Genomic DNA, 20,883 nt, shown 5'->3' with positions numbered 1-20,883 from the left:
GGCTTTCGATTTTCGAAAGCCGCTTTTTTTCATGCTGCGAATAGCGTGAATATCATTCGTTGATGTCGTGCTATGGACTGGGATTGGTATCAATAACGACCATGTTCATGCGTGTCATAACGCGGCAACTCGTCATGGAAGTCGGCCCATGGCGGGATGTCCACCGTATAGATATGCGCTACCGGTGTTGCTTCGATCTGCGTATCGATAGATCCCATGCGTAGCCTAAGTATGTCCGGCGCGTCGTCGCGACGCGAATACAACGGTGCGCCGCAGCGCCGGCAAAATGCGCGCTTCTTTCCCGGCGACGATTCGTACTCCGCAATCAAATCTTCACCTGCCGTCCAGCGAAACAGATGACGATCTATCGGCGCAGCGACCACACCACTGGAGCCTTGCGCCCTCCGGCAGTCACTGCAATGGCACACCGTCATGGTGCCGAGATGGCCGGTGTATTCATAATGCACTCCGCCGCACATGCAGCTTCCATGGATCATGTTCATTCTCCTTTCGCAATCGCATTGTTGCGCCGCACCGTACAGCGGCGGCATGGGCTTATGTTTCCTGAAAATGCCAGGTCGGAACTAGCACCGTAACGCAACGGTCGAACTTTTGCAAAACGCATAACGCGTTTTTTTCCGGCTTGCCGGAAACGTGAATACCAATGTTCCGGAGGGTATGATGATTCAACGTACTTTGATCTCGATAGTGAGCGCGCTTACTCTTGTATCCGCATTGTCAGCTTGTGGAACGCCAACCCGGCAACAAGTCGGCGTAGGTACCGGTGCGGTACTTGGCGGTGTCGCCGGCAATGCAGTTACGGGCGGCAGCACGCTTGGCACGATCGGCGGCGCTGCAGTCGGCGGCCTGGTCGGCAACGAAGTATCGAAGAAGTAAATTTGCCCTGGCGCGGACCTTCATCCGCGCTATCTCTTTCCAGCCACGAACTCTTGACCTTTCTTGGTGACCGGAATCAGCTGGATTTTTGCCGCAAGTGCGCGGCACTCCCCCTTTGCGTCTTCCCTCCCGTGTGTAACCAAATGCTTCCGCCGGAACTTTCGAGTGTTGATAGATTCTACACAGTCGCAGCGTGCCATTTTGGCATGAGCAAGTTTGCCAGTTGACGCTGGTAACTGCTCGATTCTTAAGGAGAATTCTTATGATGAAATGGACTATCCCTCTGGTATGCGCATTGGTATTGAGCGCATGCGGCACCTCGGGCACCGGCATGAGGTCCAGCACTGGCAGTTCCGGAGGTTCCGGCAGCTACGGCACCAGTGGCACCAGCGGCGCTTCCACTACCAGCCCAAGCAGCCCTTCCTCGTCTGGAATGCCTTCCTCGTCAGGCACACCTTCCTCCGGCGGTTCGAGCAGCAGCATGCCCGCTCCAAGTTCGGCTGAAGGCGCCAGCACGACGACCACTCCCGGCACTTCCGGTGCAGGTACCACGGGTACCACCGGCGTAGGCGCAGGTACTGGCGCCAGCGGCGGCACAGGCGCGAAGTAATCGATCCGACAGCGGTGTGCCGGTTCATCCGGGATCTACGCGCGAAGGTTGGCCGACTGGCTTCTTTCGATGCACCGCACACTGCTGCATCCCGACGTTTCACATGGCACAGCCATCCTTTAGGGCAGACTCAATCTAGCCTGCAATCATTCCCTGCAAAAGCGCTTGCTTGCCGTGACTGCTGCTTTCGAGTTCAAGCAGAAAGCTTTTGCGTTCCACCCCGCCTGCATAACCGGACAAGGCGCCGGACACCCCCAACACTCTGTGACAAGGTACGATGATCGATACGGGATTGCGTCCGATTGCGGTGCCTGCCGCCCGTATCGCCTTCGGGTTGGCAATGCGCTGGGCGATTGCCTGATAGGTTGAGGTGCTGCCATAGGGCAGCGACATCAGCGCATTCCATACTGCCCCCTGGAATGGCGTGCCCGCCATATCGAGCGGCACATCAAACACGCGTCGTCGTCCCGCAAAATACTCATCCAACTGCGCCATCGTACGCATCAGATGCGGATGCGTAGCGTCGCGTCGCCAGTCACGTGTTCCCTTGAAGTATCTATGCTCTTCAAAGTACAAGCCGGAAAGGCCGCGTTCAGTAGCCGCAAGGAGCAAGATGCCCAAAGGGCTGTGATATTCGGTGTAGCAAGTCATGATTACCCCATCCATAAAGCCAGCGCCGCATAGCCACGCCATGGCGACCAAGCGGCTGCGCGTGCGGCGAGTTGTTTGTCGGTCAGGCGGCCGTTGTTTTCTGCCGCGGCTTTTTGCAAGCCCAGATCGCCGGCCGGAAAAGCGTCCGGAAAGCGCAATGCCCGCAGCGCGATATAGTGCGCGGTCCAGTCACCGATGCCGCGCACTGTTCTCAATCGCGCCACTGCGTCTTCCAGCGGCAGGCCGGGCGGCATGCGCAGGCCGCCGGCGACGGCGAACTGCGCAAGGTTGAGGATGGTCTGCGCACGGGTCTGCGGCAAGCCGATGGCGGCGATTGCATTGACGTCGGCTGCCGCCAGCGCTTCGGGCAAGGGAAACAGATGCGTCACTTTGACGAATGGCGTCGGCATCGCCGTGCCGAAGCGCTGCACCAGCCGTCCCGATAAGGTGGTGGCACCGGCAACGCTGACCTGTTGTCCCAGCACGGCCCGTACCGCCAATTCGAATGCATCGAAAGCGCCCGGCACACGTAGCCCCGGCATGGCACTGATGCGTGACGCGATCAGCGGGTCCTGCATCAGATGCGATTCGATGAGCGCGGGATTGGCATCGAGATCGAACAGCTTGCGCACCCGGTCCAGCAAAGGCATCAATACCGTCGACAGTGATGGTGCGACTTCCAGCAAGAGCTGATGGCGCGAAGGCATGTGGGTGACCCGCAGCCAGCCACTCGCTTGCTCAAGACGTATGCCGCGCAGATACGCACCGCCGCCATCGGCCTCCACGCTTTCCGCGCCGGCTGTCGCGCGTCCCGCCAGATAACGCAGCATATGCTCCCACTGGAATGGCGGCCGGTAAGCCAGGCGCAATGTCAGTGCATCAGGCGTGGTCGTCGGCCCGGGAGCGGCGCGCCGGATCGTACCGGGCGCAATGCCGTAGCGCAGCGCGAACAAGGCATTGAAACGCCGAACGCTGCCAAAGCCTGCAGCAAAAGCAACTTCCGCCATCGGCATTTGGGTTTCCTGCAGCAGCTTTTTGGCGAACAGCAGCCTTTGCGTCTGCGCCAGTTCGACCGGCGTTACGCCGAAATGCTGCAGCAGTACCCGCCGCAGCTGACGTGATGACAGGCCGACGTCGGCCGCCAGGCGCTCGACATCACCATCGTTGAGTGCGCCACCGGCGATGCGCTGCCATACCGCATGCGCAAGGTTTTGCTGCAGCGCATAAGGCGCAAGTTCCGGACGGCAGCGCAGGCAAGGCCTGAAGCCTGCCGCCTCGGCCGCCGCCGCACTGCTGAAGAAGCGGCACGACGAGGGGCGCGGCGTTTTCACCGTGCACACTGGCCGGCAATACACGCCGGTGGTGGTGACGCCGGTAAAGAACACGCCGTCGAAACGCGTGTCCTTGGCGGCCAGCGCGCGATAGCAGCTTGCATCGTCGAGCTGCTTATCGTGGTCCTGGGGTAAAACAGTTGCGGTATCCATGTCGACGTTATACGCGCGGGCTCAAACAGCGTCTAGCCGTTTTCGGACATCATTCATAGCGGCGCGACACCTTAAGTCACCGTAGTTCTACTACTTTCCGGTGAACACGCCTTGGAGTAATCTGCTTGAAGCCCGAATCCGTCCATGGCACAGTGAGTGGCCTGACGCGAAGTCGGCAGCCAAAAACAACCCAGAAGAGGACGTGAACATGAGACACCATCTGCTTGCGGCAGTCGCCGCTCTTTGCTGCACTACAGCACTCCACGCCAAAGACATCAAGATCGCCCACGTGTATGACAAGACCGGTCCGCTTGAAGCGTATGCAAAGCAGACGCAGATCGGGTTGATGATGGGTCTCGATTACGCGACCGGCGGCACCATGACCGTCAATGGCAACAAGCTGGTGGTGATCGAAAAAGATACGCAAGGCAAGCCCGACGTCGCGAAGTCGCAGCTGGCCGCCGCCTACGCCGACGACAAGGCCGATATCGCGGTCGGCCCGACCGGTTCCGGCGTGGCGCTCGCAATGCTGCCGATCGCCGAGGAATACAAGAAGATCCTGCTGGTCGAACCGGCGGTCGCCGATGCGATCACGGGCGACAAATGGAACCGCTACATTTTCCGCACCGGCCGCAATTCTTCGCAGGATGCGATCTCGAATGCGGTAGCGCTCGACAAGGAAGGCGTCACTGTCGCCACGCTGGCGCAGGATTACGCGTTCGGTCGCGACGGCGTCAAGGCCTTCAAGGATGCACTGAAAAAAGCCAAGATCGTGCATGAAGAATATCTGCCGACCAATACCACCGACTTCACCGCCGGTGCCCAGCGCCTGTTCGATGCGCTGAAGGACAAGCCGGGCCGCAAGGTCATCTTCATCATCTGGGCCGGCGCCGGCAATCCATTCAAGATCGCCGACCTCGATCCCAAGCGTTACGGCATCGAAATCGCCACCGGCGGCAATATCCTGCCGGCCATGGCTTCCTACAAGAACTTCCCGGGCATGGAAGGCGCGACCTACTACTATTTCGGCATCCCAAAGAATCCAGCCAACAACTGGCTGGTGGCCGAGCATTACAAGCGCTATAAGAATCCGCCTGACTTCTTTACCGCGGGCGGCATGTCGGCCGGCATCGCACTGGTGGAAGCCTTGAAGAAAACCGGCGGCGACGCCAATACCGAAAAGCTGATCTCGACGATGGAAGGCATGAGCTTCGAATCGCCGAAGGGCAAGATGACCTTCCGCAAGGAAGATCACCAGGCGATGCAGTCCATGTACCACTTCAAGATCAAGGTCGATCCGGCCTTCCCATGGGGTGTGCCGGAACTGGTACGCGAGATCAAGGCCGAAGAGATGAATATTCCGGTCAAGAACAAGCGTTGATCGGCATATGAGGCTTCAGCAGCTGTCGGAGCCTCGGCGTTATCGCAGCAACCTATCTGTTAGCAGCCCACCTGCCTGTCCCCTCCCCCGTGCAGGGGGAGGGGTAGGGGCGCCCGGCGTAGGGTGGGGGTAGAGTCTCCGAGCTGGCACAGGCGTCGACTCGTACTCCCTACCCCTACGCGGGCCGCCCCATCCCAACCTTCCCCCAGTTAGGGGGAAGCACGCAGGTGCATGCTCGACCACTGGAGCATCGATGTCTTCCCCATCTCCGACTTCACACGCCGGGCTGCTTGAAACCCGCGACCTGACTATCCGCTTCGGCGGCCATGTCGCTGTCAACGCCGTGTCCTGCACCTTCGCACCCGGCACGCTGACCGCGATCGTCGGTCCGAACGGCGCCGGCAAAACCACTTACTTCAACCTGATCTCCGGCCAGCTGAAACCGAGCGCGGGTGACGTATTGCTGAACGGGCACAGCATATCCGCACTGACCGCGTCGGCGCGCACCCATGCCGGCCTCGGTCGCGCATTTCAGCTCACCAGCCTGTTTCCCAACCTGAGCGTCATGGAAAACGTGCGACTCGCGCTGCAATCGCGCCAGCGCGTCGGACTGGACATGTGGAATGTCTGGAATCACCATCGCGCGCTGATCGAACGCGCCGAGCAATTGCTCGACAGCGTCGCACTGCTGGCCAAACGCGATGTGAAGGCGGCCGCGTTGCCGCACGGCGACCAGCGCAAGCTGGAAGTCGGCCTGCTGATGGCGCTCGACCCCGAGGTCTACATGTTCGATGAACCGACCGCCGGCATGAGCGTCGATGAAGTGCCGGTCATTCTCGATCTGATCCGCGCATTGAAGGCGCGGCGCGACAAGACCATCCTGCTGGTCGAGCACAAGATGGACGTGGTGCGCGAACTGGCCGACCGCATCATCGTGCTGCACAACGGCACGCTGATGGCGGATGGCGATCCGGAGTCGGTGATTTCTTCACCGGTGGTACAACAAGCTTATCTCGGCCTGGCGCCGGTGGAGGAAGCCGCATGACAGCCCCGCTGTTGACACTCGAAGGCGTGCATACGCATATCGGCGCCTATCACATCCTGCACGGCGTCGATCTGGAAGTGCCGCGCGGACAACTGACGATGCTGCTCGGCCGCAATGGCGCGGGCAAGACCACGTCGCTGCGCACCATCATGGGTTTGTGGCATGCATCGCAAGGCCGCATCCATTTCGATGGCAAGGACATCACCGCCGGCGCCACGCCCGATATCTCGCAACTCGGCATCGCCTACGTGCCGGAAAACATGGGCATCTTCGCCGACCTGTCGGTCAAGGAAAACATGCTGCTGGCTGCGCGCGCGGCGCGCAGCGTCGACGACATCGACACGAAACGGCTGGAATGGATCTTTGACCTGTTTCCGGCAATGAAAAAATTCTGGCTGCATCCGGCCGGCAAGCTATCGGGCGGACAAAAGCAAATGCTGGCGGTATCGCGCGCCATTGTCGAGCCGCGCAAGCTGCTGCTGATCGACGAGCCGAGCAAAGGCCTGGCGCCGGCGATCATCGCCAACATGATTGCCGCCTTCCGCGAATTGAAGCAGACCGATACCACGATCCTGCTGGTGGAGCAGAACTTCAACTTTGCCAAACAGCTGGGCGATACCGTGGCGGTGATGGACGACGGCAAGATCGTGCATCGCGGGCAGATGGCCGAACTGGCGGAAAACGAAGACTTGCAGACGCGTCTGCTCGGCCTGTCGCTTGCCGCTCATCACTAAGGAATGACGATGGAACAGACTTCCACAATCACGACCGCGCCCGCCGCAGTCGCAGCCGTCGACGCTGCGCCTGCCGCGCCGAAGCCGGCCAGCCAGATCGACTGGGCGCCGCTGGCCCTGGTCCCCGCGCTTGCTTTCGCGGCCCTGCCCTTCATCGGCTCGGCGCCGACCTGGATCACGCTGACCGCCGCCGGACTGGCGATGGGCATGATCATCTTCATCATTGCATCGGGACTGACGCTGATCTTCGGCCTGATGGATGTGCTCAATTTTGGTCACGGCGTGTTCATCGCACTCGGCGCCTTCGTCGCGGTATCGGTGATGGGCGCGATGTCCGACTGGACCACTGCCGACAGTCTTGCGCTGAACCTGGGCGCGCTGGGCGCGGCGATGCTGGTCGCGATGCTGGTCGCCGGCGTGCTCGGCGCGGTATTCGAGCGTGTGCTGGTGCGCGTGGTGTATGGACAGCACCTCAAGCAGATCCTGATCACGATGGGCGGCATGGTGGTCGGCGAGGAATTGATCAAGGTGGTCTGGGGACCGGCGCAGATTCCGCTGCCCTTGCCGGCCGCATTGCGCGGTTCGGTGCTGCTGGGCGATGCGGCGATTGAAAAATACCGCCTGATCGCCGTGGTCGTCGGTCTGGTCGTGTTCGCGACGCTGGTGCTGGTGCTCAACCGCACCAAGCTCGGCTTGCTGATTCGCGCCGGCGTGCAAGACCGCGAAATGGTCGAAAGCCTCGGCTACCGCATTCGCCGCCTGTTCGTCGGCGTCTTCATCGCCGGTTCGGCGCTGGCTGGCCTGGGTGGCGTGATGTGGGGCCTGTATCAGCAAAACGTGATCCCGCAGATGGGCGCGCAAGTCAATGTGCTGATCTTCATCGTGATCATCATCGGTGGCCTGGGGTCGACCGGCGGCTGTTTTCTCGGTGCGCTGCTGGTCGGCCTGCTGGCCAACTACACCGGTTTTCTCGCGCCGAAAGTCGCGCTGTTTTCCAACATCCTCCTGATGGTCGCCATCCTGCTGTGGCGTCCGCAGGGCGTCTATCCGGTAACCAACAGGTAAGGCCACGATGATTTCCCGTCTACTCTCCCATGACTTGCCACGCAGCCGCGTGCTGGCGGTAATCCTGACCGTGATCGTGCTGGGCTTGGCCTTCGCGCCTTTCATTTTCCCAGGTGCAAAGTCGCTCAATGTCGCTGCCAAGATCCTGATCTTCATCGTGCTGGTGGCCAGCTACGATTTGCTGCTTGGCTATACCGGCATCGTCTCGTTCGCGCATACGATGTTCTTCGGCATCGGCGCTTATGGCATCGCGATTGCCAGCACACGCATGGGGCCAGGCTGGAGCAGCCTGGCCGCCGGTGCGCTCGGCGCAGTCGTGCTGTCGCTGGTGCTGTCGCTGGTGATCGGCCTGTTTTCGCTGCGGGTGCGCGCGATCTTTTACGCGATGATCACGCTGGCGGTCGCATCGGCATTCCAGACACTGGCCTCGCAATTGTCCGAAATCACCGGCGGTGAGGATGGCTTGAACTTCAAGTTGCCGGACGTACTGGCGCCTTCGTTCCAACTCAGTGAAAACCCTGTCCTCGGGGCTTCGCTGGACGGCAAGTTCCTGACGTATTACATCGTGTTCTTCAGCGCGTTAGTGCTGTTCCTGGCGATGCTGCGTATCGTCAACTCGCCGTTCGGCCGCGTGCTGCAAGCCATCCGCGAAAACGACTTCCGGGCTGAAGCCATCGGTTACCGCACCGTCGTCTACCGCACCTGGTCCAATGTACTGGCAGCGGTGTTTGCGACGCTGGCCGGTTGTCTGCTGGCGATCTGGCTACGCTATAACGGGCCCGATACCTCGCTATCGTTCGAAATCATGATCGATATTTTGTTGATCGTTGTGATCGGCGGCATGGGTACCATGTATGGTGCAGTATTCGGCGCCACCGCTTTCCTGCTTGCGCAAAGCTATCTGCAAGACTTGATGGCGCTCGGTGCGAATGCGACTCAGGCTATCCCGCTGCTGTCGGCACTGCTGTCGCCGGATCGCTGGCTCTTGTGGCTGGGCATCCTGTTCATCCTGTCTGTGTATTTTTTCCCGACCGGTATCGTCGGCAAACTGCGGGAGCGCCAATGAAACCTATTTCGCATTACGCATTGTGCTGCCGCCGCGAAATCCACTATCTCGAGTGGGGTACGCGCGGCCAGCCGCCGATCATCATGTGGCATGGGCTGGCGCGCACCGGGCGCGACTTCGATGAGTTGGCCGAAGCGCTGGCCGACCGTTATCACATCATTTGCCCGGACACGCTGGGACGCGGCTATTCGCAATGGAGTCCCGATCCCGACAATGAATATTGCCTGGCATTCTATGCACGCCTTGCGGCCGAACTGGTCGACCGGCTCGGTTTTGCCAGCGTGCGCTGGGTCGGCACGTCGATGGGCGGCGCGATCGGAACGGTGGCAGCGGCGACCACGCTCAAGGGGCGCATCAGCCATCTGGTGTTGAACGATAACGGACCTGCGCTGGCCGCAGCTGCGATCGAGCGGATCAAGGCCTATGCCGGCAATCCGCCGCAGTTCGACACCGTGACCGAATTCGAGGATTTCCTGCGCACCGTCTACAAGCCCTATGGCTGGCAAAGCGATGCGCAGTGGCGGCGCATGGTCGAGACTTCAGCGCGCCGCATGCCGAACGGGAAGATTACGCCGCATTACGATCCGGCGATGGTGCGGCAATTCATCGTCCATCCGCAGGATTATGACTTGTGGGATGCCTACGACACGCTGACCATGCCGACCATGGTGATGCGTGGGATCGATTCCGACCTGCTGCTGCAGGACACCGCCGAAGAAATGACCCGGCGCGGCCCGCGCGCACAACTGGAAGTCATTCCCGGCTGCGGACATGCGCCCGCATTGAACGTGCCGGAACAGATCGGTCTGATTCGGGACTTCCTGAAAAAATAAGCCGCCGGTGGTGCTCTTACTGTGCAAGCAACAAGACCGCCAAAGCAAGCAGGGCCGGCACCGTCTGCACGAACAGAATGCGTCGCTGCACGGTGACCGCGCCCCACACACCGGCGACGGCGACGCACAGCAAGCCAAACACCGCAAACGCCTTTGCAATCGCCGGATCCGGATGCAGTAGGGCAACCGCCAGTGCGGCCGCCAGAAAACCGTTATAACAGCCCTGATTCGACATTGCAGGCGCCATGACTTCCACCTGTTCGGCGCGCAACCCGAACACCTTGCGCCCGCGGGTGCGGAACAGTACGGTTTCGAGCAGGAAGATGTACACGTGAATGAGCAACACCACGCCGATCAGGATATTCGCCAGTGGCCGCATCAGGGTCTCCGTTTTTTTAATTGATTTATTGACTCAGGGTACAACAACTTGCGCGTCGCAGGCCGCCTTTCGCGGACATGCGAGTCAACACGCAGGATAAGAAATCCAGTCCGGGTGACCGCGCGATCGTGCGATCCATCATTGCGATGGCACACGAACCGGGATTGAAAGTCATTGCGGATGGCATCGAAACCGATGCGCAAAAAACCTCGCTGATCGATGCGGGCTGCGATTACGGTCAAGGCTTTTTGTTTTCGCGTGCGATGCCACCGGAAGAATTCGAAAAAGTGCTGATGGCATGACCGGGCTCAAGCCGAACGACTTTGCTTGAGCGACGAGATCGCTGTTTTCATCCGGCTCTTCGCACCCTGCAATCCGCTCAAGACGGACTTCAATACCATGCCGAGCCGGTCATTGTCGCGCGCGCGCTGCAGCACCCAGCTTCGCGCACGCAGCACCGTTCCCTTGCAGGCGTTGCCGAGCGCCTGTCGTCCGTTCAAACCCATCTGCAGATGTGAACGGTAAAGCGTGACATGATCGAGATCGCGTTGCACGCCAAGCAGCCGGTATTTGTATTCATAGCGTCCCCATAGAAAATGGTATTCCTTGCCGCCGCGCGCAATACATTCGCAGATCGTGAGATAACAGCATAAGGTCCCGAGGCGATAGTCGTTGTACGCAGGGTCATGGGCAATCACTTTCAGGAAGTAATTGTCGCCTATGCGAAAGCTGATCGCGCCGGCACAGACACGTCCGTCAATCGACATCACGCTCATGAGGCCATATCTCCTGGCAAAGTGCACGATGCGTTCTGCTTCGAGGTCGTCGATATACGATGTACGGTTCTTGTCCGCCATTCTTGCGCGGTTAAGTTCGATGATGCTGCGCACTTGTGCTTCGTCGATTTCTTCTCCGGCATGGACTGCGTAATGCATGCCTGGGAAGTCGCGACGCAGCTTGTTTTGATAGCGCTGGATATAGCTGCGCGTCGACTTGCCCAGACTCCCCCGATAAGCGTCGGTTGAGTCGGGAAGATCAAGTACGATGTCTTCGGTGCAGTGAAACTGCTGACAGGGAAAGTCCAGTCTCTGCAATCGTACTTCGACCGCATGCAGCACGATGACATTGACGTCGTCAAAGGTATCGAAGATATAGCGGGCGAAGCGGCTCAGCTCTTCTTCATCGAGACGGATCTGCTCATTGAGCACACGCACCGTATCCTTTTCCCTGCGTAACAGCAGTATCGCGAGCGGCCTCCCATTCTTGCGAGCGACATAGGTGTTCACCGATGGCTGCAGACCGCCATAGGCGCGATGATGTGCAAGCGTGGAATACAGGCTCTGGTACAGCCTCTCGAGATCGTTTTCGAGCGAGGGCATCGCTTCGTCAGCTTCGCCAAACAGGGAAATAGTGATGTCGTTGATATCGTTTGGTGTCATGTGCCGATTCATATGCTTTTTTTGCGGGCAGGAATATTAGGAGGAAGCAAGTCTTTTAATCGCCATGGCTCTACATCATGCGTCGCATGCGCGTGTTTTTCCAGTTGGAGACCGTACCTGTTTGTGTAGCCTCAAATTGTGTTGCTAAATGCCTGCTCTGCCGCTTTTCCTTGCTGGCGACAAGAAAGGATTGCGACGTGCTTGCGCCCTTCGTCTATGAGAGCAATGCCGCCGCGACGATATGAAAAGGCAGACCCGTGTCGTATTGCACGCGATTGCGCGCGTCGCGCCATGAAAGTGAGCGCAAAGTCATGAAGATCGTCGAGATACACGGAAATAGTGGCCACAGCCGCAAACTTTCGTTACAACATTGCAAGCCAACGCTTAATTGTTATCAAGAACGTATAAATGAATAGACGGCATCATTGCATGGCAATTTGCCCCCCTCACTTCTCATGCATCAACGAATCGACCAGGGCTGCACGAATTTGATCCGGCGGCAACCGTATCAGGCCGGATGTCGATATTCATAGAAAGGCTACCGATGAATAATTTGCCTCAGGGCATGCAAGGGCGCGCTAGCGCACTGGCGTCGCACATAAGGGAGAATCAAACATGACGTTGTCGCAGTTCGATATCAAACCGATTTGCCTGGCGCTGATTGCCGCTGGCGCACTGAGCGCATGTGGTGGCGGGGGCGGCGACAGCGCCGCGCCATCGACCGGCACCACTTCGCCGGGCTCTACCACACCAGGCCCAGCGCCCAGTCCAGCACCTGCGCCTAGCCCCACTCCTACTCCTGCGCCCGCGCCTACACCCACGCCTGCGCCCACCCCTAGTCCCGCGCCTACACCCACGCCTACACCCACGCCTGCGCCCGCGACCACCATGTCTTGTCCGGACGGCGCCAATTTCCAGTGCAGCGGCACCAATGTGCTGAGCACGAATAACGGGATCACTGTCACCAACTCGGGCGTGCAGGTACACGGCATCTCGACCAGCGATCTCGCCAATCCGATTCTGGTCAAGACGACTGCCTCGGGCTTTGCCCCTGCATCCGGCGGTTTCGCCGAAGCGCGCATCGCCAAGGATGCCAACAGCAACATGAGCACCCCCATCATCGTACTGAGCAATCTGGGCCTGACATGGGATGGCAAGGTCGACCGGCCGCCCATCATCGAAACCTTCAGTATTTCCCAGGGCCGCACCGTTCTGACTGCAACCGGTGCGATGACGTCGACCACCTTGCCGCCGCCTTCTGATCTGAACTATTACAACTTTGGCAGGCTGGGCCCGGCCGCCACGCAGGCGAACTATGCAAACAACCGCTATTTCCCGCGCACCGGCAATCCATCGCGCTGCGGTCCTGATGTGAACCCCTGCCCCGCCACAGAGACGAGCGGCCCCAGGGTCGAGGCCGGCAACTGGCGCAGCGGCGGCACCACGCCGGACAGCCTTACCGCGATACGCGTGCATGAAGACGGCGACATCCACGCCGGTAACGGCCCGAACGACGCGAACGGCAATCCGACCATACTGGAAGGCGGCAGCGGCATCGGCGTGCCTTTCCCGGGTTCCAAGGGCTATCGCGGCTTCGACAACTGGGGTCTGCAGTACAGCAACCTGGGCGCCTGGATCACGCAAGACACGGTGGTGATCGCAGAATGGGCACCACAACTGGGCAATGAGCACAACAAGAACCGTCGCGGCATGATCGCTTATGGCGCGGTGACGAACCCGACCCTGGTGCCAACCAGTGGCACGGTGACGTATACCGGCTTCTCTTATGGCATGTACGCGCCCAACCGTGCGTCGGACCCATCGGTATTCCGGGGTGCCTCGACCGTGACCGTCAACTTCGCCACACGCCAGGTAACGATCTCGGTGCAGAACGCGGTCACCGATGACAGCGCAGGCACCGCCGTGCCGGTGAACTTCACCAGTACGACCACGATGGGTGCGGCCGGCTCCAGCCTGGCCAACCACATGACCGGAACCGCAAGTGTTGGTGGGCTTAGCGGCGGTGTGGGCGGACGCTACTTCGGTCCGGTAGCTGGTGGCGGTCCTGCCGAAGTGGGCGGCACCTTCCAGTTGTCGAACGCGGGCACCGGCCAGTTCGCGATCGGCGGCTTCCTCGGACGCAAGCAGTAAGCGTTTTATGCGCAAGCAGCAAGGATCCGCATCCTTGCTGCTTTTTCTTTTGCAGCGCGTGAATGCAACCCGCCGTGCAGCACGCTGGGCGTTGCGTGTAATAGGGCCGCATACCTGCGATATTGCATTTCCGCCAAGCCTTGCAAGCCGCGATCGAGACGATAGCCGCCTGAATCGAGTCGCAGGTTCCCGTCCCGGCGCCTGACCGCAAGCCCGCAACAGGCCCGGTCAATCCGGCAGGCCACATGCTTTTTTGCTTTGCGCTACACTCGATTTCCTTCCGAATCGAGAATCCGCCATGCTGACCGCCACCCGACCGCCGCAACTCAAGACCGTCCTGATCGCCGCCGGCATGGTGTTGACGCTTGCGATGGGGGTGCGCCATGGTTTCGGTTTCTGGCTGCAACCGATTTCGCAAGCCTATGGCTGGACGCGCGAAACCTTTTCGCTGGCGATGGCCCTGCAAAACCTGATGTGGGGCTTGTTCGCCCCGTTTGCCGGAATGGCGGCGGATCGCTTCGGCACCGCACGCGTGGTGATCGCAGGCGCGCTGTTATACGCGGGCGGCCTGCTCTGGATGGCAACCGTGTCGCAGCCGACCGCGTTCGTGCTCGGTTCGGGCGTGCTGATCGGCGCTGCGCTGGCCTGTACCGCATTCGGCGCAGTCAGCGGCATCATCGGGCGTACCGCGCCCGAGCACCGGCGTTCATGGGCATTCGGCATTTCCTCGGCGGCCAGCTCGTTCGGCCAGTTCGTCATGATGCCGGTAGAGCAACAACTGATTTCTTTGACCGGCTGGCAAAGCGCGTTTTTCCTGCTGGCCGCGCTGGTGGCGCTGGTCATGTTGCCGATGGCCTTCGGCTTGCGCGAAATGCCGGTGCAAAAACCGGCTGGCGGCGAACAAAGCATCATGGAAGCCACGCGCGAGGCGTTCGCCTATCGTCCCTTCCTGCTGCTGGTCGCCGGCTACTTCGTGTGCGGCTTCCAGGTCGTGTTCATCGGCGTGCACATGCCTTCCTATCTGAAAGACAAGGGCATCATGGACCCGAGCGTGGCGGTCATGGCGCTGGCGCTGATCGGCTTGTTCAATATCTTCGGTTCCTACTATGCGGGCAAGCTCGGCGGCGTGTTGCCCAAACGCTATTTGCTGTCGTCGATCTATATCACGCGTGCGGTCGTGATCTCGCTGTTCCTGCTGGCGCCACTGACGCCGTGGTCGGTCTACGTGTTTTCCTGCGCGATGGGCTTGCTCTGGCTGTCGACAGTGCCGTTGACCAATGGCGTGATCGCCGGCATCTTTGGTGTCAAGTATCTGTCGATGCTGTCGGGCTTCGTGTTCTTTTCGCATCAGGTCGGCAGCTTCCTCGGTGTCTGGCTGGGCGGCGTTCTATTCACGCGCGACGGCAACTACAATACCGTATGGGGCATCACGATCGCGCTGGGCGTATTCGCCGCGCTGATCAATCTGCCCATCAATGAAAGGGCGATCGTGCGGCAACAGCCGGCGCTCGCCTGACCGGCATCAACCACGTTTTGCGGAGCGCGGCCATGAGCAACAACCTGCCAACTCGCCAAAAGCTGGTGCGCCTGCTACTCGGCGCGCTGGGCGCCTCAGTGCTGGCGCTTGCCTTCGCCGCCTATCTGCAGCCCTCCTTTGTCTTTGATCTCGCCAACCGAATCGTCCTATGCTTCTGACACCTGCCGCGCGCCCTGTCGTGCAATCCCTGGGCGCATCGCGCATCCGTGAAGTCGCCAATGCCGGTATCGGCCTGACCGGTGTGTTGCCATTCTGGTTCGGCGAACCCGACCAGGTAACCCCGACCTTTATCCGCGATGCCGCCAAGTCGGCGCTGGATGCCGGCGACACCTTCTACACGCATAATTTCGGCATTCCTCCCTTGCGCGAAGCGATAGCCGGCTATGTGTCGGCCTTGCACCGGCCAGTCGATGCCGGCCGCATCGCAGTCACCTCGGCCGGCGTCTCGGCACTGATGCTGCTGTCGCAATTGATCGTCAATCCGGGCGATCGTGTGGTGGCGGTGACGCCGCTGTGGCCCAATCTCGTTGAAATCCCCAAGATCCTCGGCGCGGAAGTAGTGACGGTGCCGTTGCGCTTCGGCCAGACCTGGGAACTGGATGTGCAGCAACTGCTGGATACATTGACGCCCGGCACGCGCGCGGTATTCATCAATTCACCGAACAATCCGACCGGCTGGGTCATTACCCGCGAACAACAGGAAGTCATCCTCGCGCATTGCCGCCGGCACGGCATCTGGATCTTGGCCGATGACGTGTATGAACGTCTGGTCTACGACAATACGGATGTTGCACCAGGCACGCGCTCTTGCGCGCCATCCTTCCTGGATCTCGCCGACAAGGATGACCGCGTGGTCTCGGCCAACAGCTTTTCAAAGTCGTGGCTGATGACTGGCTGGCGCCTGGGCTGGCTGGTGGCGCCCGAGCCGCTGATGGCCGACCTCGGCAAGCTGATCGAATACAACACCTCGTGCGCGCCCGGCTTCGTGCAGCGCGCCGGCATCGTCGCCGTCGAGCGCGGCGATGAAATCATCGCGCACACCGTGGCGCGCTACCAGGCGGCACGCGACTTTCTGTATGCACGGTTGAACGCGATGTCGGGCATCACCACGCCCAAGCCCAAGGGCGCGATGTACCTGTTCTTCCGTGTCGATGGAGAACGTGACACGCTGGCGCTGTGCAAACGGCTGGTAGTAGATGCCAAACTCGGCCTCGCGCCGGGCAGTGCATTCGGACCGGAAGGCGAAGGTTATGTCCGCTGGTGCTTTGCCGGTTCGCTGGAAAGACTGGAAGAAGGTTGCCGGCGCCTGGAGCAGTATCTGCAAGCGCGTTAGCCCGGATATTTCATCAACACGCCGAAACGCGTGCCGGCTCGCGATGAGCGGCCCACTGCAGTAGTGGGAAGCGGCAGTTGGTGAGGCGCTGGGTGGGAATTCCATCCGCAAGGCGCAATTCCCCCTCCCCCCATTGCTCGTCGACATGCCGGGGACAGCACTCATCGGGGCTATGGTGCGAGCGCCTGGACGGTGGCGAAGAACAGGCGCAGCTGATTCGACCGGAATTGCTGCTACTGGCACGCCGGCTCGAACAAATCGAGCTACGCTTACTTGATGCGGCTCTCGGCTTCGCCGCGCAGGCAGTACAGCTCTTCGTACAACGCGGTCGCCTCGCCGCCTTCCAGGCTGGTGACCGCGAAGCGCGGATTGGCGCCTTGCTCGCCATGTTGGATACCACACGCTACATCGAGCATCAGATCCACCAGGTACTTCAGTGGACTGCCTTCCTCAATCTCTCACCTCCCGGATGGACTTAATACCAATCCCATGCCAATGAGTACACCGGGATTGGACTCCTTCCCTAAAACTAATTGCTATTTCTCCTACGCATGTTTACAGGGCTGCCTTTAAAGGGGGGAATTAAGTACCCTTCATGCAGGTGCGCAGGCAACGAAATGCCTGTCGCCGACCTCCACCATCTGCGGATCGCCGGCGCTCGGCGGCATATCGTGAATGCTGCCGTGGTTGAAATAGCTATAACCCTGCGGCGCCTGCTGTCTCTTCGCGTTACGAAGCGCCAGTTGATAGGCGCCATCCGCCGTGCGCGCAATGCGCGGGGTCGCCTGCAACAAGCGCAGGGTATACGGATGCCGCGGATCGTCGTAGATCGCGTCGCGCGGCCCGGTTTCCAGGATGCGGCCACGGTACATGACGACCACGCGATCCGAGATCTGCTCGACCACGCCAAGATCGTGAGAAATGAACAGATAGGTAAAGCCGAACTTCTGCTGCAGGCGTTGCAGCAGCGTCAGTATCTGCTTCTGTACCGTCACATCCAGCGCTGACACAGGTTCATCGGCGACCAGGAATTTCGGATTGGCGACGATCGCGCGTGCGATGCAGACGCGCTGCCGCTGCCCGCCCGACAATTCATGCGGAAAGCGCTGCGCATAGTCGCCGGCCAATCCGACTTCCTCCAGCATCGCGCGCGCCCTCCGGCTGCACTCCTTGCGATTGATATCCGGCACATTGCGCAAGCCTTCGGCGACAATCGCCTCCAGCGTCATGCGCGGGTCGAGCGACGAGAACGGGTCCTGGAACACCATCTGCGTCTGCAGCCGGTAGTCGATCAACTGGCGGCGGCCGATGCGGGTAATGTCCCGCCCCAGAAACTCGATGCTGCCGCCGGCGGTGTCCACCAGTCGCACGATCGCGCGGCCGATCGTGGTCTTGCCGGAACCGGATTCGCCCACCACCGCCACCGTCTCGCCCTGATCGATCTTCAGATCGACGTCGATCACCGCGCGGTTGACTTCAGGCTTTTGCCAGAAACCGGTCTTCGGCTTGCGGAACTCGATCGCCAGCGATTTCACATCAATCAGTGTGCCGCCCGGCGCATCGCGCTGCACCGCTTCGCCGCGGCGCGGCAGCGAGTCCAGCAACATCCGCGTGTATTCATGCTGCGGCGCCAGCAGAATGTTGGCGGTCGCGCCTTCTTCGACCATCCGGCCATGCCGCATCACCACCACCCGGCTCGCGTAGTGCGCGACCATTCCGAGGTCGTGGCTGACCAGCAGCACCGCGGTGGACATCTCGCGCGTGAGTGCCGCCATGATGTCCATCACTTCCTTCTGAATGATCGCGTCGAGCGCGGTGGTCGGCTCGTCGGCGATCAGCAGCTTGGGCTGCAGCACCAGCACCGATGCCAGCATGATCCGCTGCCGCATGCCGCCGGAAAACTGGTGCGGATACGCGGCAAAACAGCCGACCGGATCGACGATCCTGACCTTTTCCAGCATTGCCAGGCAGCGCTGTCTGGCTTCGGCGTCGGATAGCTTGTGATGCAGCTTGAGCGCTTCCATCATCTGGAAGCCGACCGTCAATGCCGGGTTCAGCGACACCATCGGTTCCTGGAACACCATGCCGATGTCGCTGCCGCGTATGTCGCGCAGCCTTGCTTCGTTCGCGCCGAGCAGTTCCTGCCCCTGGAAGCGGATGCTGCCGCTCTCGATGCGCGCGACTTGCGGCAGCAGTTGCAGCACCGAGCGGCCGATCATGGTCTTGCCGCTGCCCGATTCGCCGACCAGCGCAATAATTTCGCCCGGCTTGATCGAAAACGTGGCGTTGTCAACCACGCGGCGCAGGCTCTTGTCGGCCTGCCTGACGCCGACGCACAGTTTGTCGATAGCGAGTACCGGAGTGTCGGCTTGCGCGCCGGCGGCTGAGTGAAGAGAATTCATCGCGGTCATCACAGGTTTTTCATGCGTGGATCGAACTGATCGCGCAGTGCATCGCCGAAAAGGTTAATGCCGAGCAGCGAAATCGAGATGGACAGCCCCGGTGCCAGTGCCAGCCACGGCGCCTGTCCGAAGAAGTTGCGGCTATCCGACAGCATCCCGCCCCAGCTCGACGCCGGTGGCGGCACGCCCAACCCAAGGAAGGACAGCGCGCTCTCCGACAGCAGCGCCCAGCCGAACAAGGCGGTCGCCAGCACGATGATCGGCGCCACGCAGTTGGGCAGAATGTGGCGGAACATTGTGTACAGCTCGGAGTTGCCCATCACGCGCGACGCTTCCACGTATTCCTTTTCGCGCAGCGACAGCACGCTGGAACGCACGATGCGTACCACCGACGGCAGATAAGCGAGGCTCAGGGCCAGCACTACGCCATAACGCGACGAGCCGAACACCGTCATCACGCCGAGCGCCATGATCAGTGACGGAAACGCCAGCAAGGCATCCATCCAGGCCATCACCACCCGCTCGAACCAGCCGCCGAAGAAGCCGGTCGCGGCACCGATCAGCGCTCCGGCCGTTACCGCGCAGACGACGGTGACGAAACTGATGGTCATGCTGACGCCCGCGCCGAACAGCAAGCGACTGAACACATCCCGGCCCCATTCGTCGGTGCCGAGCCAATGTTCGGCGGTCGGCGGCATCAGACGTACTGTCAGGTCGTTGGCGACCGGATCGTATGGCGTGTAAAAATGGCCGATCAATGCGGCAGCGAGCATGATTGCCAGCAGCACGCCGCCGACCATGGCATTGGGACGCCGGAACAGCGCGCGCCACGCGCTGACGTTGGCACCGGTACTGGCGTTCGCGCCGGTAGCGGGGCCAAGCTTGGTGCTGACATTGGCGTTCATAAGCGCACCCTTGGATCAAACAGTGGATAGAACAGGTCAACCACCAGGTTGACGAACACATAAATGGCGGTCACAAACAGCAGACAGCCCTGCACCACCGGATAATCGCGTGCGAAGATGCTTTCCACCAGCAGGTGGCCGATGCCCGGCAACGTGAACACGGTTTCGGTCACCACCGCGCCGCCCAGCAAGCCGCCGAGCGTCAGGCCGATCATGGTCCAGGTCGGCGCCAGTGCGTTCTTCAGCGCATGACGGCGCGCGACGGCGATTTCGCCTAGTCCCTTCGCACGTGCATGGGTGATGTATTCCAGCCGCAGCACTTCGATCGTGCTGGAGCGCGCCATGCGGATCAGCACCCCCATTTCGATCAGGGCCAGCGAGGCGACCGGCATGATCAAGTAGCGCACGCCTTCCCGAAAATCCTCGGTCGGCGACACGTATCCGACCACCGGCAGTAGATCCAGCCAGAGGCCGAACACCAGCAGGAACACCAAGCCGAGCCAGAAACTCGGAACGGACAGAAACGCGATGGCGATGGTCACCACCGTGACGTCGACCACCGTGTTTTGCTTCCACGCGGCGAGCATGCCGGCCGGAATTGCAAGCAGCGATGCCAGAAAAACGGCTGGCACCACCAGCCAGGCAGTGACGGCGAAGCTGGACAACAGCATATCCAGCACCGGCCGCTGCTGTGTGACCGACATGCCAAGGTCGCCCGACAGCAGCTTCGTCATCCACAGCACGAATTGCATCAGGATCGGCCGATCCAGTCCCAGCTCCGACCTCAGGCGCGCCAGCGCTTCCGGGTTTTCGATGTCGCCAAGGATGAGCTGCGCCGGATCGCCCGGAATCATCCGCATCATCACGAACACAATCACGGCGACGATCAGCAGCGTCGGCAACGCCAGCAGCACCCTGTGCAAAATGTATCTCAACATCGCGTACACCTCGCTTCGGCAGCAACTATCAAT

The 20,883-nt window shown here is 60.7% G+C and carries 23 protein-coding genes; 12 read left to right on the top strand and 11 right to left on the bottom strand.

The window, feature by feature from the left end; all coding sequences use genetic code 11:
* Nucleotides 1-89: 89 nt before the first annotated feature.
* Nucleotides 90-497 (bottom strand): GFA family protein, encoded by a 408-nt coding sequence (locus tag D3871_RS02090; protein WP_119769826.1) that lies wholly within the window; start codon nt 495-497, stop codon nt 90-92.
* 181 nt (nt 498-678) lie between these two features.
* Between D3871_RS02090 and D3871_RS02085 the strand changes: the two genes are divergently transcribed.
* Nucleotides 679-897 (top strand): glycine zipper 2TM domain-containing protein, encoded by a 219-nt coding sequence (locus tag D3871_RS02085; RefSeq protein WP_119767403.1) that lies wholly within the window; start codon nt 679-681, stop codon nt 895-897.
* Nucleotides 898-1,266: 369 nt separating this feature from the next.
* Here D3871_RS02085 and D3871_RS02080 read toward each other — a convergent pair whose 3' ends face one another.
* The 3 genes from D3871_RS02080 to D3871_RS02070 form a co-directional block, all read right to left on the bottom strand.
* The gene (locus D3871_RS02080; RefSeq protein WP_147376734.1) at nt 1,267-1,449 is read right to left on the bottom strand and encodes a hypothetical protein; all 183 of its coding nucleotides are present in this window, start codon (nt 1,447-1,449) and stop codon (nt 1,267-1,269) included.
* A 193-nt stretch (nt 1,450-1,642) separates the two neighbouring features.
* Nucleotides 1,643-2,158, bottom strand: coding sequence for a methylated-DNA--[protein]-cysteine S-methyltransferase (locus D3871_RS02075; RefSeq protein ID WP_119767401.1), 516 nt, complete (start codon nt 2,156-2,158; stop codon nt 1,643-1,645).
* Between the two features lie 2 nt (nt 2,159-2,160).
* The gene (locus D3871_RS02070) at nt 2,161-3,642 is read right to left on the bottom strand and encodes a DNA-3-methyladenine glycosylase 2 (RefSeq protein ID WP_119767400.1); all 1,482 of its coding nucleotides are present in this window, start codon (nt 3,640-3,642) and stop codon (nt 2,161-2,163) included.
* Nucleotides 3,643-3,850: 208 nt separating this feature from the next.
* Between D3871_RS02070 and D3871_RS02065 the strand changes: the two genes are divergently transcribed.
* The 6 genes from D3871_RS02065 to D3871_RS02040 all read left to right on the top strand — a co-directional run bounded on the left by D3871_RS02065 (nt 3,851) and on the right by D3871_RS02040 (nt 9,766).
* Nucleotides 3,851-5,023 carry a substrate-binding domain-containing protein gene (locus D3871_RS02065; protein WP_119767399.1) on the top strand — a complete coding sequence of 391 codons (1,173 nt, stop codon included), beginning with the start codon at nt 3,851-3,853 and terminating at the stop codon, nt 5,021-5,023.
* 286 nt (nt 5,024-5,309) lie between these two features.
* Nucleotides 5,310-6,068, top strand: coding sequence for an ABC transporter ATP-binding protein (locus D3871_RS02060; RefSeq protein ID WP_119769825.1), 759 nt, complete (start codon nt 5,310-5,312; stop codon nt 6,066-6,068).
* On the top strand, nt 6,065-6,802 hold the full coding sequence (locus D3871_RS02055; RefSeq protein ID WP_119767398.1) for an ABC transporter ATP-binding protein: 738 nt from the start codon (nt 6,065-6,067) through the stop codon (nt 6,800-6,802). Before D3871_RS02060 ends, D3871_RS02055 begins: the two co-directional genes overlap by 4 nt.
* Nucleotides 6,803-6,811: 9 nt before the next feature.
* Nucleotides 6,812-7,867 (top strand): branched-chain amino acid ABC transporter permease, encoded by a 1,056-nt coding sequence (locus D3871_RS02050; RefSeq protein ID WP_119767397.1) that lies wholly within the window; start codon nt 6,812-6,814, stop codon nt 7,865-7,867.
* 7 nt (nt 7,868-7,874) lie between these two features.
* On the top strand, nt 7,875-8,933 hold the full coding sequence (locus tag D3871_RS02045; RefSeq protein WP_119767396.1) for a branched-chain amino acid ABC transporter permease: 1,059 nt from the start codon (nt 7,875-7,877) through the stop codon (nt 8,931-8,933).
* Nucleotides 8,930-9,766 carry an alpha/beta fold hydrolase gene (locus tag D3871_RS02040; protein ID WP_119767395.1) on the top strand — a complete coding sequence of 279 codons (837 nt, stop codon included), beginning with the start codon at nt 8,930-8,932 and terminating at the stop codon, nt 9,764-9,766. The genes D3871_RS02045 and D3871_RS02040 overlap by 4 nt, the downstream gene beginning before the upstream one ends.
* Nucleotides 9,767-9,782: 16 nt before the next feature.
* On the opposite strand, the gene D3871_RS02035 is transcribed toward D3871_RS02040, so the two are convergent.
* Nucleotides 9,783-10,145 carry a DUF1304 domain-containing protein gene (locus tag D3871_RS02035; protein WP_119767394.1) on the bottom strand — a complete coding sequence of 121 codons (363 nt, stop codon included), beginning with the start codon at nt 10,143-10,145 and terminating at the stop codon, nt 9,783-9,785.
* Between the two features lie 77 nt (nt 10,146-10,222).
* Here D3871_RS02035 and D3871_RS02030 point away from each other — a divergent pair, with 77 nt between their 5' ends.
* Nucleotides 10,223-10,447, top strand: coding sequence for an EAL domain-containing protein (locus D3871_RS02030; RefSeq protein ID WP_119767393.1), 225 nt, complete (start codon nt 10,223-10,225; stop codon nt 10,445-10,447).
* A gap of 6 nt (nt 10,448-10,453) precedes the next feature.
* Here D3871_RS02030 and D3871_RS02025 read toward each other — a convergent pair whose 3' ends face one another.
* Nucleotides 10,454-11,584, bottom strand: coding sequence for a GNAT family N-acetyltransferase (locus tag D3871_RS02025; RefSeq protein WP_158597857.1), 1,131 nt, complete (start codon nt 11,582-11,584; stop codon nt 10,454-10,456).
* Between the two features lie 578 nt (nt 11,585-12,162).
* Nucleotides 12,163-12,474, bottom strand: coding sequence for a hypothetical protein (locus D3871_RS30125; RefSeq protein WP_158597856.1), 312 nt, complete (start codon nt 12,472-12,474; stop codon nt 12,163-12,165).
* Here D3871_RS30125 and D3871_RS30120 point away from each other — a divergent pair.
* The 4 genes from D3871_RS30120 (at nt 12,473) to D3871_RS02005 (ending at nt 16,605) form a co-directional block, all read left to right on the top strand.
* Nucleotides 12,473-13,735: a HupA family protein gene (locus tag D3871_RS30120; protein WP_158597855.1), complete on the top strand. Its 1,263-nt coding sequence runs from the start codon at nt 12,473-12,475 to the stop codon at nt 13,733-13,735. The two genes, D3871_RS30125 and D3871_RS30120, sit on opposite strands and share 2 nt — an antisense overlap.
* A gap of 298 nt (nt 13,736-14,033) precedes the next feature.
* Nucleotides 14,034-15,251, top strand: a complete 1,218-nt coding sequence (locus D3871_RS02010) for an MFS transporter (RefSeq protein ID WP_119767390.1) — start codon at nt 14,034-14,036, stop codon at nt 15,249-15,251.
* A gap of 32 nt (nt 15,252-15,283) precedes the next feature.
* Nucleotides 15,284-15,430 carry a hypothetical protein gene (locus D3871_RS30115; protein WP_158597854.1) on the top strand — a complete coding sequence of 49 codons (147 nt, stop codon included), beginning with the start codon at nt 15,284-15,286 and terminating at the stop codon, nt 15,428-15,430.
* Nucleotides 15,421-16,605, top strand: a complete 1,185-nt coding sequence (locus D3871_RS02005) for a pyridoxal phosphate-dependent aminotransferase (protein ID WP_119767389.1) — start codon at nt 15,421-15,423, stop codon at nt 16,603-16,605. Before D3871_RS30115 ends, D3871_RS02005 begins: the two co-directional genes overlap by 10 nt.
* Before the next feature lie 269 nt (nt 16,606-16,874).
* Here D3871_RS02005 and D3871_RS02000 read toward each other — a convergent pair whose 3' ends face one another.
* The 4 genes from D3871_RS02000 to D3871_RS01985 form a co-directional block, all read right to left on the bottom strand.
* The gene (locus tag D3871_RS02000; RefSeq protein ID WP_119767388.1) at nt 16,875-17,021 is read right to left on the bottom strand and encodes a transposase; all 147 of its coding nucleotides are present in this window, start codon (nt 17,019-17,021) and stop codon (nt 16,875-16,877) included.
* Between the two features lie 177 nt (nt 17,022-17,198).
* The gene (locus D3871_RS01995; protein WP_119769824.1) at nt 17,199-19,007 is read right to left on the bottom strand and encodes an ABC transporter ATP-binding protein; all 1,809 of its coding nucleotides are present in this window, start codon (nt 19,005-19,007) and stop codon (nt 17,199-17,201) included.
* A gap of 8 nt (nt 19,008-19,015) precedes the next feature.
* On the bottom strand, nt 19,016-19,912 hold the full coding sequence (locus D3871_RS01990) for an ABC transporter permease (protein ID WP_119767387.1): 897 nt from the start codon (nt 19,910-19,912) through the stop codon (nt 19,016-19,018).
* Entirely contained in the window at nt 19,909-20,850 is a 942-nt protein-coding gene (locus D3871_RS01985; protein WP_119767386.1) for an ABC transporter permease, read from the bottom strand. The genes D3871_RS01990 and D3871_RS01985 overlap by 4 nt, the downstream gene beginning before the upstream one ends.
* Nucleotides 20,851-20,883 lie beyond the last annotated feature (33 nt).

It is taken from the genome of Noviherbaspirillum saxi (genome assembly GCF_003591035.1).
In the GTDB taxonomy this organism is placed as follows: Bacteria; Pseudomonadota; Gammaproteobacteria; order Burkholderiales; family Burkholderiaceae_D; genus Noviherbaspirillum; species Noviherbaspirillum saxi.
Note: the sequence above shows the minus strand (reverse complement) of the source record. Positions and strands in the feature narration are given on the sequence as shown.